15 protein-coding genes are annotated in these 13525 nt (G+C 65.0%); 5 read left to right on the top strand and 10 right to left on the bottom strand.

The annotated features are described in order from the left end of the window. Positions 1-13: 13 nt before the first annotated feature. On the top strand, positions 14-757 hold the full coding sequence (locus JQ572_RS25960; RefSeq protein ID WP_211385674.1) for an SDR family oxidoreductase: 744 nt from the start codon (positions 14-16) through the stop codon (positions 755-757). Between the two features lie 13 nt (positions 758-770). After that, complete coding sequence (locus tag JQ572_RS25955; protein WP_211385673.1) at positions 771-1187, top strand: cupin domain-containing protein; 417 nt, start codon at positions 771-773, stop codon at positions 1185-1187. Positions 1188-1194: 7 nt separating this feature from the next. On the opposite strand, the gene JQ572_RS25950 is transcribed toward JQ572_RS25955, so the two are convergent. From JQ572_RS25950 to JQ572_RS25925, 6 genes are read right to left on the bottom strand one after another with little or no spacing between them, the layout of a single operon-like run. After that, entirely contained in the window at positions 1195-2199 is a 1005-nt protein-coding gene (locus JQ572_RS25950) for a 4-hydroxythreonine-4-phosphate dehydrogenase PdxA (protein ID WP_211385672.1), read from the bottom strand. Next, positions 2196-3746, bottom strand: coding sequence for a tripartite tricarboxylate transporter permease (locus JQ572_RS25945; protein ID WP_211385671.1), 1551 nt, complete (start codon positions 3744-3746; stop codon positions 2196-2198). The genes JQ572_RS25950 and JQ572_RS25945 overlap by 4 nt, the downstream gene beginning before the upstream one ends. An 11-nt stretch (positions 3747-3757) precedes the next feature. After that, on the bottom strand, positions 3758-4240 hold the full coding sequence (locus JQ572_RS25940) for a tripartite tricarboxylate transporter TctB family protein (protein ID WP_211385669.1): 483 nt from the start codon (positions 4238-4240) through the stop codon (positions 3758-3760). A 55-nt stretch (positions 4241-4295) separates the two neighbouring features. Continuing rightward, complete coding sequence (locus JQ572_RS25935) at positions 4296-5288, bottom strand: tripartite tricarboxylate transporter substrate binding protein (RefSeq protein WP_211385667.1); 993 nt, start codon at positions 5286-5288, stop codon at positions 4296-4298. A 54-nt stretch (positions 5289-5342) separates the two neighbouring features. Beyond that, the gene (locus tag JQ572_RS25930; RefSeq protein ID WP_211385665.1) at positions 5343-6602 is read right to left on the bottom strand and encodes a CaiB/BaiF CoA transferase family protein; all 1260 of its coding nucleotides are present in this window, start codon (positions 6600-6602) and stop codon (positions 5343-5345) included. Positions 6603-6611: 9 nt separating this feature from the next. Beyond that, a complete protein-coding gene (locus JQ572_RS25925) occupies positions 6612-7406 on the bottom strand; it encodes an enoyl-CoA hydratase/isomerase family protein (RefSeq protein WP_211385663.1) in 795 nt (264 codons plus the stop codon). Between the two features lie 117 nt (positions 7407-7523). On the opposite strand from JQ572_RS25925, the gene JQ572_RS25920 reads away from it, so the two are divergent. The 3 genes from JQ572_RS25920 to JQ572_RS25910 are packed head-to-tail and all read left to right on the top strand — an operon-like array spanning position 7524 to position 9508. Beyond that, on the top strand, positions 7524-8189 hold the full coding sequence (locus JQ572_RS25920) for a GntR family transcriptional regulator (protein WP_249129333.1): 666 nt from the start codon (positions 7524-7526) through the stop codon (positions 8187-8189). A 42-nt stretch (positions 8190-8231) separates the two neighbouring features. Then, positions 8232-8540 (top strand): hypothetical protein, encoded by a 309-nt coding sequence (locus tag JQ572_RS25915; protein WP_211385660.1) that lies wholly within the window; start codon positions 8232-8234, stop codon positions 8538-8540. Further along, complete coding sequence (locus JQ572_RS25910; protein WP_211385659.1) at positions 8537-9508, top strand: MBL fold metallo-hydrolase; 972 nt, start codon at positions 8537-8539, stop codon at positions 9506-9508. Before JQ572_RS25915 ends, JQ572_RS25910 begins: the two co-directional genes overlap by 4 nt. 110 nt (positions 9509-9618) lie before the next feature. On the opposite strand, the gene JQ572_RS25905 is transcribed toward JQ572_RS25910, so the two are convergent. From JQ572_RS25905 to JQ572_RS25890, 4 genes are all read right to left on the bottom strand, one after another. Further along, complete coding sequence (locus tag JQ572_RS25905; RefSeq protein ID WP_211385657.1) at positions 9619-10164, bottom strand: hypothetical protein; 546 nt, start codon at positions 10162-10164, stop codon at positions 9619-9621. Between the two features lie 71 nt (positions 10165-10235). Beyond that, positions 10236-10955 (bottom strand): haloacid dehalogenase type II, encoded by a 720-nt coding sequence (locus JQ572_RS25900; protein WP_211385656.1) that lies wholly within the window; start codon positions 10953-10955, stop codon positions 10236-10238. Between the two features lie 87 nt (positions 10956-11042). Beyond that, complete coding sequence (gene glpX / locus JQ572_RS25895) at positions 11043-12044, bottom strand: class II fructose-bisphosphatase (protein WP_211385654.1); 1002 nt, start codon at positions 12042-12044, stop codon at positions 11043-11045. A gap of 137 nt (positions 12045-12181) precedes the next feature. Beyond that, complete coding sequence (locus JQ572_RS25890) at positions 12182-13498, bottom strand: homoserine dehydrogenase (RefSeq protein ID WP_211385652.1); 1317 nt, start codon at positions 13496-13498, stop codon at positions 12182-12184. Positions 13499-13525: the final 27 nt, after the last annotated feature.

The following is a 13525-nucleotide window of genomic DNA, read 5'->3' as shown; positions in this document are numbered from 1 at the left end:
GAGGAGATAGGCCATGAAGATTGTCGTAATCGGCGGAACCGGCTTGATCGGATCCAAGCTCGTGACGAAGCTCAAGCAGCGGGGCCACGAGGCCGTGGCCGCCTCGCCGAAATCGGGCGTGAACGCCGTCACCGGCGAAGGCCTGGCAGCAGCGCTGAAGGGCGCCGACGTTGTCGTCGACGTTGCCAACGCCCCGTCCTGGGAGCCTGCCGCGGTGCTCGATTTCTTCCAGCGTTCGAGCAACAATCTCGCCGCGGCCGAGGCGGCAGCGGCCGTGAAGCATCACGTGGCGCTGTCGATCGTCGGGACCGAACGGTCGCCAGACAATTCCTATTTTCGCGCCAAGCTGGCGCAGGAGACCATCATCAAGTCGTCTCCGGTCCCCTACTCGATCGTCCGCGCCACCCAGTTCTTCGAATTCCTCGGCGCCATTGCGGAGACGGGGTTGAGCGGCAGCAGGATCGTCGTCCCGTCGGCACTGTTCCAGCCGATCGCGGCCGAGGACGTCGCCGAGCGCCTCGCGGAGGTCGCAACGGACCAGCCCCTCAACGGCACGATCGATATCGCGGGGCCCGAGAAGGCGCCCTTTAACGAATTTATCGCACGCCGCCTGATGGCCTCCGGCGACGCCCGCCCGGTGGTGGGCGATCCGAACGCGCCCTATTACGGCGCGCTCATTGACGACACCTCGCTGAACCCGCTCGGCGAGGCGCGGCTCGGGAAAATCCCGCTCGCCACCTGGCTCGCGAACCTCTGAGGAGGACATCCCCATGCGTAGATTGATGATCGCAACGGCTGTCTATGCCGCCTCTGTCCTGGCCGCCCATGCGGCCGAGCCGGCAGCCCCTTTGGCAAAGGTGTCGGTCGTATTCGACCAGCCGCTGCCCAATGTCCCGGGCAAGAGCATGAAGGGCGTGCTGGTCGAGTATGGTCCTGGAGGCTCCTCGCCGGCCCACATTCATGCACCCTCGGCCTTCATCTATGCCACGGTGCTGGAAGGCGCGATCCGCAGCCAGGTCAATGACGGTCCTGCCAAGGTCTTTCGCAAGGGAGAGAACTTTTCCGAACGGCCGGGCGATCGCCATGCCGTCAGCGCCAATGCCAGCGATACCGAGCCTGCGAAGCTGCTGGCCGTGTTCGTGGTGGATACCGCCGACAAGGAGCTGACGATGCCTCTCCCGAAGTAGCGCCAGATTACGTGGCGCGACGCGCCGCCATTCCCGCCGCGAGCAACACCGCGGCGCGGCTGGCGCCGATCGACGCGATGCCCTGGCCTGCGATGTCGTAGGCGGTGCCGTGCGCGGGCGTGCAGATCGGGAACGGGAAGCCGCCGAGCAAGGTCACGCCGCGATCGAAGCCCATCAGCTTCATCGCGATCTGGCCCTGGTCGTGATACATCGTCAGCACCGCATCGAAGGCGCCGCCCTTGGCACGCAGGAACACCGTGTCGGCGGGAAACGGTCCCTCGACGGCGATGTCCTCGCGCTGGCCGGCCACGACCACCGGCGCGATGATGTCGATCTCTTCGCGGCCGAAATTACCGCCATCGCCGGCGTGCGGATTGAGCCCGGCGACCGCGATCCGCGGCCGCGCGAAACCGGCGTTGCGCATGCAGGCGTCCGTCAGCTTGAGCGCACGGAGGATGCGCTCGCCGGACAGCTTTGCGGCGACATCCCTCAGCGGAATGTGCGAGGTGACACGCGCATTCCAGAGATCGCCGAGCACGTTGAATTCGCTTGCGGGGGTCTTCAATCCGGCCACCTCCGCGGAGAACGCAATCTCGTCGTCATAGCCGGCGCGGGCGAGCCGCATCGCCTGCTTGTTGAACGGCGTGAAGCAGACCGCATCGGCGCGTCCGTCGCGACCAAGCTCGAGCGCGTGCTTGTAATTGGCCATGGCGAATTGTCCACCGGCAAGGGTCGCAGCTTTCGGTTCGACGTCCCCGGCATCGAGATGACCGAGATCGACGAACAACGCCTCCGCCCTCGCCGCCCGAAGGTCGGCCCCCTGCTCCACCATGGTCAGCTCCGGCTTGACGCCGGCGACGCGCGCGCCTTCGTCGAAGATCCGGCGGTCACCGATCACGACGATCCGGCAGCGGGCACGAATATCGTCCTGCACCACCAGCTTCGCGGTCAGCTCCGGGCTGATGCCGGCGGGGTCTCCCATCGCCAGTGCAATGAGCGGCTTTGCGGTCATATGGTCACCTTCTGCCGAGCTGTCGCTTGGGTTGTCGTCTCATCGGTGGACGGCGCGGGCTTGCGAAACAGATGCGCAAGCTGCAGCACCAGCGGAAGCAGCAACAGCGCGATCCCGGCCACCACCAGGCACGTCACCAGCTTGTTCGCAAAGAAGATCCCGAGCGACCCCCTGGACATCAGCATCGATTGCCGGAAGGCGTCCTCGGCCTTGTCGCCGATGACGATCGCGAGCACGAGCGGCGCCAGCGGATAGAACAGCTTCTTGAAGAGATAGCCGACGATCCCGAAGCCGAGCATCATGACGACGTCGAGATAAGAGTTCGACACCGAATAGGCGCCGACGACGCAGATGATCACGATCAGGGGCGCGATGATCACGAACGGAATCCGCATCAGGGCGGCAAAGACCGGCACGGTGAGCAGCACCAGCGCCACCGCGACGATGTTGCCGACATACATCGAGGCGATCAGGCCCCAGACGAAGTCCTTCTGGTCGACGAACAGCATCGGCCCGGGATTGAGGCCCCAGATCATCAGCCCGCCCATCATGACAGCCGCAGTTGCCGAGCCGGGAATGCCGAGCGAGAGCATCGGCAGCAATGCGCTGGTGCCGGCGGCATGATCGGCGGTCTCGGGCGAGATGATGCCCTCGACCTCTCCGGTGCCGAAATAGCGGCCGCGGCGCGAGAAGCGGCGGGCGATGCCGTAGCTCATGAAGGACGCGGCGGTCGGGCCGCCCGGCGTGATCCCCATCCAGCACCCGATCGCGGCGCTGCGCAGCAAGGCAATGCTGTGCCGCGGCAGGCGGCCGACCGCGCGAAACACCTCGCGCCAATCGATCTTCGAGGAGACCGCGCGGGCGTGAAACTCCTCCTCGACAGCAACCAGCAGCTCGCCGATGCCGAACAGGCCCATCACGGCGACGACGAAGTTCACGCCCTTGACCAGTTCATCGACGCCCATGGTGAGACGAACGCTGCCGGACACGGTGTCGATGCCGATCGCTGCGATGGCAAAGCCGATCGCCAGCGCCACGACGGTCTTGATCGGCGCGCCGCCGCCCATGCCGACAAAGCTCGCAAAGGCCAGGAAATAGACGGCAAAATACTCCGCCGGCCCGAAGGCAAGCGCGACCTGCGCCACCCAGGATGCGAGGAAGGTGATCAGGATGACGCCAACCAGCGCGCCGAACGCCGCCGAGCCGAACGCGGTGGCGAGCGCCGTCGTCGGCCGGCCGTCGCGGGCCATCGGGTAGCCGTCGAAGGTGGTCGCGACGGAGGACGGCTCGCCGGGAATATTGAACAGGATTGAGGTGACAGAGCCGCCGAACAGCGCGCCCCAGTACATGCAGGAGAGCAGGATGATCGCCGACACCGGCTGCATGCCGAAGGTCAGCGGCAGCAGCAGTGACACTCCGTTCGGCGCACCCAGCCCCGGCAGCACGCCGACGAGGATGCCGAGCAGCACGCCGACCACCATCAGCGCCAGATGCGGCAGCGTGACCGCGATGGTGAAGCCGTGCAGAAGTTCCCCGAGATTGTCCATCGCGCGCTCCGTCAGTACCCGAACGCGGCGGCGAGCGCGCCGTGCGGCAACGACACCTGAAACATGCGCTCGAACACGACGTAGAGCGCGAGCGCCGTCGCCGCCGCCATAGCCAGCGCACGGGGTACGGATTGGTGCCTGGGGATTGCCAGCACCGCGAAGACATAGAGGGCGGAGGCGACGTACATCCCGGCCAGCGGGATCGCCGCAACGAAGATCGCGGCCGGTACGAACAGGCCGGCAATCCGGCGCAACTCGATCGGCGTGATCGCGATCGGAACATGCGCCAATGTCGCGACCGGCAGCATGCCCCGCACCAGATTGTAGAGACTGCCGACAACGATGATGATCCCGGTCAGGAACGGGAACGTGCCGGAATCGACGCCCGCACTCGACCAGCCGATACCGTTGTCGAGACTCTGCACGACGACAGCGACACCGAAGCCGCCGGTGAGAACGGCGGTCGCCAGTTCGAGAGCGCGGCGCGATATCATCAGCGGCTCCAACCTAACGCGAGATGACGGGATCTCATGGCCTGGCAGGGCCGGCTCACTTGATGAGCCAACCCTGCTCGGCCGCAACCTGCTTGAGGTGCTCGAGATCGTCCTTGATGAACTTGTCGAGCTCAGCGCCGGTCAGGAACGTATCGACCTGCGAAGTCTTCTCGATGTAGTCCTTCCATTCCGGCGTCGCCTGCACCTTCTTCATGAGATCGACATAGAACGCGGCCTGGTCCGGCGTGACCTTGCCGGGCAGCCACACCGTGCGCGGCTGCTCATATTGCTTGATATCGAGCCCCTGCTCGGCACAGGTCGGAACGTCGCTCCAGCCTTCGGTCGCGGTGATCTTGGGACCCTTCGGCAGCCGCTTCGGGCTGAAAACGCAAAGCGGTCGCTGCGTGCCGCCGCGCCATTGCCCGAGGCTTTCGCTCGGATTATTGACGTGGGAGTCGAGATGTCCGCCGGCAAGCTGCACGGCGGTCTCGGCGCCGCTCTTGAAGGGGATGTAGGTCAGCTTCACGTGACCGGTCTTTTCGATCATGCGGGTCAGGACCTCATCGGTGTCCTTTGACTGTGCCCCGCCCATCTTGAATTCGCCCGATGCGGCCGCCTTCAGATAATCCCCTGCCGTCTTGTAGGGGGCATCCTGCTTGACCCAGAGCAGGAACTCGTCCTGCGCCATCGCCGCGACCGGGGTGAGATCGGTGTAATTGAAGGCGACCTTGGAGACGAGCGGTTGCTGCCAGGCGTTCGACGTTCCGAAGATCACCTTGTAGGGATCGCCGGCGGACGCCTTGCCGTAGACATAGCCTTCGGCGCCGCTGCCGCCGCCCTTGTTGACGACGACGATGGGCTGCTCCGTCAGCTTGTACTTGGTGATGATGTTCTGCACGGCGCGGGCGATATTGTCGGTGCCGCCGCCCGGCCCGGCAGTGGCCACGAACTCGATCGGCTTTTGCGGCTGCCAGGCCGAGAGCGCCGGCATCGTGCCGGCGAGCATCGCTGCGGCCGCGGAGAGTAGAAGTGTTGACGTCCGACCCATGATTTCCTCCAGCTTTTTTATGTTTTGTCTTGTCTTTGTCGTAGCGATGTCCGGTCAGGCGACGCGTTCCTCGCGCCGGTCTGGGGCCAGAACGATTGCGCCTTCTTTTGCGAGAGCATCGATCTGCGTCTGGTCGAACCCGTATTCGGTCAGCACCTCGCCTGTATGCTCACCGTAGAGCGGCGCGCCGATGCGCACTTTGCCTGGGGTCTCCGAAAATTTGACGGGCAGTCCGATGGTCTTCACCGGGCCGAGCGTGGAGTGCTCGACCTCGACGACCATCTCGCGTGCCAGCGTCTGCGGATCGCTCAGCGCCTCCAGCATGTCGTGGACGGGGCCGCAGGGCACGCCCTTCTCGTCCAGCGCCGCAAGCCAATGCGCCCGCGACTTCGTGCGGAAGCGCTCGCTCAAAACCGCATCGAGCTCCTTCAGGTTCGCCATGCGGTCGGCGCCGGTGACGAAGCGCGGATCGGATGCAAGCTCGCTCGCACCGAGTGCTTCCAGCATCAACAGCCAGTGCTTCTTGTTGGCGCCGCCGACCACGAGCCAGCCATCGGAGGCCTCGAAGGCCTGATAAGGCGCGTTGAGCGGATGAGCCGAGCCCATCGCGCGCGGCGCGGTGCCCGCGGCCAACGCGATGGTCGACTGCCAGTAGGTCTGCACCAGAGCTGCTTCAAAAAGCGAGGTCTCGACCCACTGCCCTTCGCCGGTCTTGAGACGATGCGTGTAGGCAGCGAGGATGCCCATGCTCGCGAGCAGCCCGGCAGTGATGTCGGACAGCGGCGGGCCGCATTTGACGGGCGGGCCGTCAGGACGCTCGCCGGTAAAGCTCATGATACCGCTCATGGCCTGGGCGACGAGATCGAATCCCCGGCGGTGCTTGTAGGGACCAGTGCGGCCAAAGCCCGACAGCGAGCAGTAGATCAGCGCCGGGAATTTTGCGTGCAGCGCCTCGTAGCCGAAGCCGAGGCGCTCCATCGCGCCCGGCGCAAAGTTCTCGACCAGCACGTCGGCGCCCGCGATCAGCCGCCGCAGCACCTGTTTGCCGCCCTCGGTCTTGAGATCGAGCACAATGCCGCGCTTGTTGCGGTTCATCATCAGGAAGGAGGCCGCCTCGTCGCCGATCTTCGGCGGCACTGAATGGCGGGTGTCGTCGCCATTCGGCCATTTCTCGATCTTGATGACATCGGCGCCCATGTCCGCGAGCATCAAGGTGCAGGTCGGCCCTGCCATGACATGGGTGAGATCGATGACCTTGAGGCCGGCCAGCGGCCCCGAACGGCCGGAGTTCGATTGCGAACGATCGCTCTGCATCGGCCCGTCCTATTCACCGCGCCATTGCGGCGCGCGCTTGGTGAGGAAAGCATCGAGCCCTTCGCGAAAATCCTGGCTCGTGTAACACATCAGGATGAGGTCTTCGCCCTCGTCCCGCGTCAGCCGCCTTTGCAGGCGGGCCACCGCCTGCTTGGTCGCGTTCAGCGTCAGCGGCGCGTGGCTGGCGAGCAGCCGCGCGACTTCGTCGGCACGGCGCTCGAGCGCCGCGTCATCCTCGACGACCTCGCCGAGCAGCCCGACGCTTGCAGCCTCGGTGGCGTCAATGAGACGCGCGGTGAAGATCAGGTCCTTGACGCGTGCGGCGCCGATCAGCGCCGTGAGACGGCTGACATTGGACATCGACAGGCAATTGCCGAGCGTCCGGGCGACGGGAAATCCGATTTTCGCGCTTCTTGTGCCGATACGGAGGTCACAGGCAGCGGCGATGCCGGCGCCGCCGCCGGTGCAGAACCCGTTGATCGCCGCGATCGTCGGCACCCGGCACTGCTCGAGCGTGCTCAGCACCCGATCGATGCGGTTCTCGTAGTCGATCGCATCCTGCGGCGTCCTGAATTCGCGGAACTGGTTGATGTCGGTGCCCGAGGCGAAAGCCTTGTCGCCGGCTCCGCGCAGCACCAGCACCTTGATCGCATGATCGTCGTTGGCCTCCGCGCAGATCGCGGCGAGCCGCTCGTACATCGCGAAAGTGAAGGCATTGCGGGCCTGCGGGCGGTTGAAGGTGATCCGACCAATGCCGTCCCGGCGCTCGAAAACGAGGTCTTCCGCCCCCACCTGCTGGTCCATTTCCTCACGCCTTTCTGCTTTTTTACATTTTTGAATGCAAAATTATCATTTTTCAAGCTGGAACTTGCAATCTTTCACATATAATCTCAGTTTTGAATGCAAATGGACCTCCGACCCATGCTTCACGAGGAAGTTGTCGGCCGTATCCGGGCCATCCTGCTCGACGGCGAAATTCCGCCGGGGGCGCGAATTCCAGAGCGCGAACTGTGCGAGCGGCTGCAGATCTCGCGCACGCCGCTGCGCGAGGCGCTCAAGGTGCTCGCCGCCGAGGGCCTCGTGCAGCTGCTGCCGCATCGGGGCTCGCGCGCGGCGAAGCTGACCGACAAGGACATGCGCGACCTGTTCGAGGTCTGCCAGGGCCTCGAGGCCCTCGCCGGGGAGCTCGCCTGCGAACGGATCACCGACGCCGGGATCGACGAGATCGCCGCCGCGCACGCGGCCATGGTGCAGCATTATCGCGAGCGTGACCTGATCCAGTACTACCGCGGCAACCGCGCCATTCACGAAGCCATCGTCACTGCAGCCGGAAACCCCGCGCTCGCGGGGCTGTATGCGTCCGTGACCGCGCGCATCCGCCGCGCGCGTTACGTCACGCCGATGACGCCGCAGCGCTGGGCGCTCGCCGTGAAGGAGCATGATGCAATCCTGAACGCGCTCCAGAGGCGCGACGGCGTCGGGCTCGCGCATATCCTGCGCGCGCATCTGCGCCACAAGCGCGAAGAAGTCCTGCAAGCGGGCTTTGCCGAAGCGGAAGGCAACGACCTGACGCTCCGGATCGCGTAAGGCGAAGTTGCCGCGCGGACGCGCGCGCCACCGTGACGTAAAATGATTCCAGCTGCCAGAATATTCCTGCCATCCCGCCGTATCGGGCGCGCCGGCAGACACAATCGCGACACAATCCTTGATTGCGTTGCAGCAACGCTGGTCGATCGTGACGCCGTGAACAACGTCGGCAATGGCGTCTTTGTCGTGCGCCGGAATTGCACGTGCAACTTTGACAAGCCGCGATCATCCGCAAACCAATTCCACTTGCTGGTTTGTCTGAACCGGCGCAGCATCATGGCTGGCCTCAGGCCGAACATGGCGCGCGACAAATTCGCGCAGCTCAAAAGAAAAAGTGGAGGAAGCGAATGACACTCAACGTCTCACGTCGATCCCTGCTCTCGCTCGGCGCCGGCCTCGGTGCCAGTGCAATGCTCGGCACCACCGCAATTGCGCGCGCTCCCAAGCTCGGCACCCAGACGCCGTACTGGCACCGCTTCGTTCTCGGCGATGCCGAGATCACCGTCGTCTCCGACGGACCACTGCCGCTCGGCGATCCCTCCGGGACATTCACCGGCGTTCCCAAGGAGGACGTGAAGAAGATGCTGGCCGACAATTTCCTGTCGCCGGACAATGTCGTGCTCGAGCAGAACTCGCCGATCGTGAACACCGGCGACAAGCTCATCCTGTTCGATACCGGCATGGGCAGCTCCAAGCTGTTCGGCCCCACCACCGGCCGGCAGCAGAAGAGCATGACCGAGGCCGGCATCAAGCCGGGGGATATCGATGCCGTGGTCTGTTCGCATGCCCATATCGATCACATCGGGGGCATCGTGGACGAGGGCGGCAAGCCGCTGTTTCCGAACGCGCAGATCTATATCTCGCAGACCGATTTCGATTTCTGGACCGACGAGGGCAAGCTCGGCAGCCCGGTCAAGGACTTCATCGTCCACGCCCGCAAGAACCTGCTGCCGGTTCGCGACCGCATCGTGTTTTTCAAGGACGGCCAGGAATTCCTGCCGGGCGTCCAGGCGATCGCCGCGCCCGGCCACACCGTCGGCCACCACATCTTCCTGGTCTCGTCGGCCGGCAAGTCCTTCGCCTTCCTCGGCGACCTCTCGCATCATTCGGTGCTGCTGCTCGAGCGGCCGCGGATGGAATTCTCCTATGACACAGACCCGAAGCAGGCGGCTGAATCGCGCGTCAAGCTGCTGACCATGCTTGCGGCCAACAAGACCCCCGTGATGTCCTATCACTTCGCCTGGCCGGGCTACGGCCACGTCGCCAAGGTCGGCGACGGCTTCCACTATTATCCCGAACCGATGCAGATGACGTTGTAATCGCCGGATCTGATCCGGGCGGCGCACGTGCCGCCCGGATCAGTGATCTATTCCGCGGGCTCCGCGGCCGCGAGCGGCTTCGAGGTGGCAGCGTCAGTCCGCGCCGGCCGTCATTCAGATACTGGACGCTCCAAATCAGGCCGCTTCGCGTGAAGAAAAGCGGCGAGAGCGCCGTGGCCCTTGTAGAGAAAGCTCCAATAGACCCGCCTGCCGTCATGGCTCTCGACGAACCAGTAGCCGGTCACAGTCGTTCCGGTTCTCGAAATATCGTCCCACGATAGTCTGGTTCTTCGCAGCCCCAGCGTGGGACCAAACAGGTTCGATGGACCTTCAATCGACTCCTGGTCCCACGTCACCTTGTGGACGGACGTGAGCGATGGCGACATGAAGCCGGCGGCACCGAGACCCAGGAGTGCGACCACCACCCCTCCCCAGCCGACGTCCTGAAACAGGACCCCGTACAAGCCGGCCAGCGACATAATGCAACCGCCGATGACGGTGAACCAGGCGATGCTTTTCTCCGGCTCGATTGCGCCCGCGGTCTCGCTGAGCACGCTCGGCCTGACCCGCAGAAGCAGCCAAAAGATCAGCGCAATCGTCCCAGCGGTCGTCCCCACCGTGACCAGGACTTGCAGGGCCAATAATGAGAAGGCCAACGAGCACCTCTTGCTCTTGCCTGCTGGCTCGCTGTTGCCTGCCGGCTCGCGGCGGATCGTCTACGGCGCTGTCAGCAGCCGAGCCTGTCGGCGATGCCGCCAAAATCCCTGGCGACGATGTCCCAGTTGCCGGTGGCTTCGAAATCGACCTTCTGGAGCGGACCGTACTCGGTCGGCCGCGCCACGAACGCGGTCTTCAGGCCGTTCTTCTGCGCGGCGGCGAGATCGCCGTTGTGGGCGGCGACCATCATCACCTGCTCCGGCTTGAGGCCGAGCAGGCGCGCGGCGCCGAGATAGGTCTCGGGATCAGGCTTGTAGTGCTCGAACAGCTCGGCCGACATGACGAGGTCCCACGGCAGGCCCGCGAACTTCGCCATGTTGGTGAGCAGCGCGACGTTGCCGTTCGACAGCGGCGAGATCACGAATTTCGTCTTCAGCCGGGTCAGGCCGGCGACGCTGTCGGGCCAGGGTTGCAGGCGGTGCCAGCCCTTGGTGAGGTAATCGAGATCAGCCTCGGTCAGGCCCTTGATCGAAAATTGCTCGACCAGCTTGTCCAGCGAGCGGCGATGCAGATCGTCGAGCATGACATAGCCGCGCTCTGGATGCTTGCGCACGTCGTCCATCGAGGCCATGTACATGCCGCGCCAGCCGTCGACGAGTGCGGTCCAGTCGGCGCTGATGCCGCGCCCCTTCGCCCACCACATGAAGTCGGTGATCAGGCTGGTGCGCCAGTCCACGACCGTGCCGAACACGTCGAAGACCAGGGCTTTGACGGCGGAGAGATCGGACATGGGCGCTTTCCCGTACGTTACTTGTTCTTGGTCATCCCGGGATGCACCACGAGGCGCAGGCCCGGAATGACGGCAGCATGTCGTGGCTTAGTCCAGATGGAACTTCGCGAGCTCGCGGTGCTCGGCCTTGATGTAGCGCACCGTGCCGGTAACGGAGCGCATCACCACCGTCTCGGTCTCGATCACGCCGTCCTTGCGGAATTTGACGCCCGACAGCAGCGAGCCGGTGGTGACGCCGGTGGCGGCGAACAGGCAGTCGCCGCGCGCCATGTCCTCGATGCCGTAGATCATCTTGGGATCGTTGACGCCCATCTTGGCGGCGCGCTCGCGCTTCTCGTCGGAGTCGAGGATGAGACGGCACTGCATCTGGCCGCCGATGCAGCGCAGCGCCACCGCCGCGAGCACGCCTTCCGGCGCGCCACCGGTGCCGAGATACATGTCGACGCCGGTGTTGTCGGGGTCGGCGCAGTGGATCACGCCGGCGACGTCGCCGTCGGTGATCAGGCGCACGGCGGCGCCGGTCGAGCGCACGCTCTCGATGATGCTGGCATGGCGCGGACGGTCGAGCACGAGAACGGTGATCCCGTCCGGCTGGACGCCCTTGGCCTTGGCGAGGCGGCGGACGTTCTCGGCCGGTGTCGCATCGAGCTCGACGACGCCCTTGGCGTAGCCGGGACCGATCGCGAGCTTCTGCATGTAGACGTCGGGCGCGTGCAGGAGCGTGCCGCCATCGGCCATCGCCATCGTGGCGATAGAGCCCGGCATGGCCTTGGCGCACAGCGTGGTGCCTTCGAGCGGGTCGACCGCGATGTCGACCTGCGGGCCGGCGTTCATGCCGACCTTCTCGCCGATGAACAGCATCGGCGCCTCGTCGCGCTCGCCCTCGCCGATCACGATGGTGCCCTCGATCGGCAGCTTGTTGAGCTCGCGCCGCATGGCGTCGACGGCGGCCTGGTCGGCCGCCTTCTCGTTGCCGTGCCCGCGCAGCCGCGCCGAAGACACTGCCGCCCGCTCCGTCACGCGCACGATCTCCAGCGTGAGAATGCGCTCGAGCAACGCTTGCGGCGGGACTGAAATATGGGTCGACATCGGCTAACTCCTTCGAAACAGTTTTGGACGGATATTTCCGCCCGCATCAACTCACAACGCCCACGGTTCGTTCGAACCGCCTCATAGTTCGAGCATGCTCTTTCCGGAAAACCGCTTCGCACTTTTCCGGAGCATGCTCAGTTCTTCTCGATCCGGATCACCTGCGGCCGTCCGCTGATCACCTTGTCCTTCTGCACGGCCGCCAGCGCGCGGCGCACGGCGTCCTCATGCGTAGCATAGGTGATCAGGATGACGGGCACGGGCACCGCCTTGCCATCGGTGGGCGCAGCGCCGCCATTGGGATGGCGTTGCACGATCGACTCGATCGAAATCTTCTGTTCCGCGAGCCGGGTCGCGATCGCCGCCGCGGTGCCCGGGAAATCGCGTGCCAGAAGGCGGATGTAGTAGCCGCCCTCGTGGCGCTCCATCGGCGCCTTCTTGGTGTCGCGCAAATGCGAGATCGGCCGGCCGAACGGATTGGCGCGGATGCCGCGCGCGACATCGGCGATGTCGGCGACGACGGCGGATGCGGTCGCAGCACCGCCCGCGCCGGGGCCGACCAGCGTGATCGGCGGGATGCCCTCGCCATCGATCGTGACCGCGTTGGTGACACCCATCACCTGCGCGATCGAGGAGGATTTTGGAACCATGGTCGGATGCACACGCTGCTCGATGCCCTTGGCGGTGCGCACCGCAACGCCGAGCAGCTTGAGCCGGTAACCGAGATCGTCAGCCGCACGGAGATCTTCCGGCGCGATGGATGAGATACCTTCGACATACACCGCGCTTTGAGCAACTTTCGTGCCGAATGCGAGGCTGGCGAGAATGGCGAGTTTTTGCGCGGTATCATGGCCGTCGACGTCGAAGGACGGATTGGCCTCGGCATAGCCGAGCCGCTGCGCATCCTTGAGGCATTCGGCGAAGGACAGGCCCTCCTGCTCCATCCGGGTCAGGATGTAATTGCAGGTGCCGTTGAGGATGCCGTAGACGCGATTGATGCCGGTTCCGGCAAGACCCTCGCGTAACGTCTTGATGACGGGGATCGCGGCGCCGACCGCTGCCTCGAAATTCAGCGCACCGCCGTGCTTTTCAGCCGCCCTGGCGAGCTTGAGGCCGTGCTTGGCGAGCAGCGCCTTGTTCGCGGTCACGACGGACTTGCCGGCATTCAGCGCGGCCTCCACCGCGGACAGCGCGGGATCGCCGGCGCCGCCCATCAGCTCGACGAAGCAGTCGATGCCGGGATGGGTGGCGAGCGCGATCGGATCCTTGACCCATTCGACGCCGCGCAGGTCGATGCCGCGCTTCTTCACCTTCGAGCGCGCGGTGACGGCGACGACGCGGATGCCGCGGCCGCTGCGGCCGGCAAGCACGCGGGCTTGCGTTTCAATCATACGGACAACTTCGGCGCCCACGGTGCCGAGCCCCGCTATGCCCACTTTCAGGGGTGCGACCATGATGCTTTTCGAAAACCTGTCGAAGAG

The sequence above is a fragment of the Bradyrhizobium sp. SZCCT0153 genome, from assembly GCF_018129995.1.
Classification (GTDB): Bacteria; Pseudomonadota; Alphaproteobacteria; order Rhizobiales; family Xanthobacteraceae; genus Bradyrhizobium; species Bradyrhizobium japonicum_G.
The sequence above is the reverse complement of the archived record's forward strand: the minus strand, read 5'-3'. Positions and strand labels throughout refer to the sequence as shown.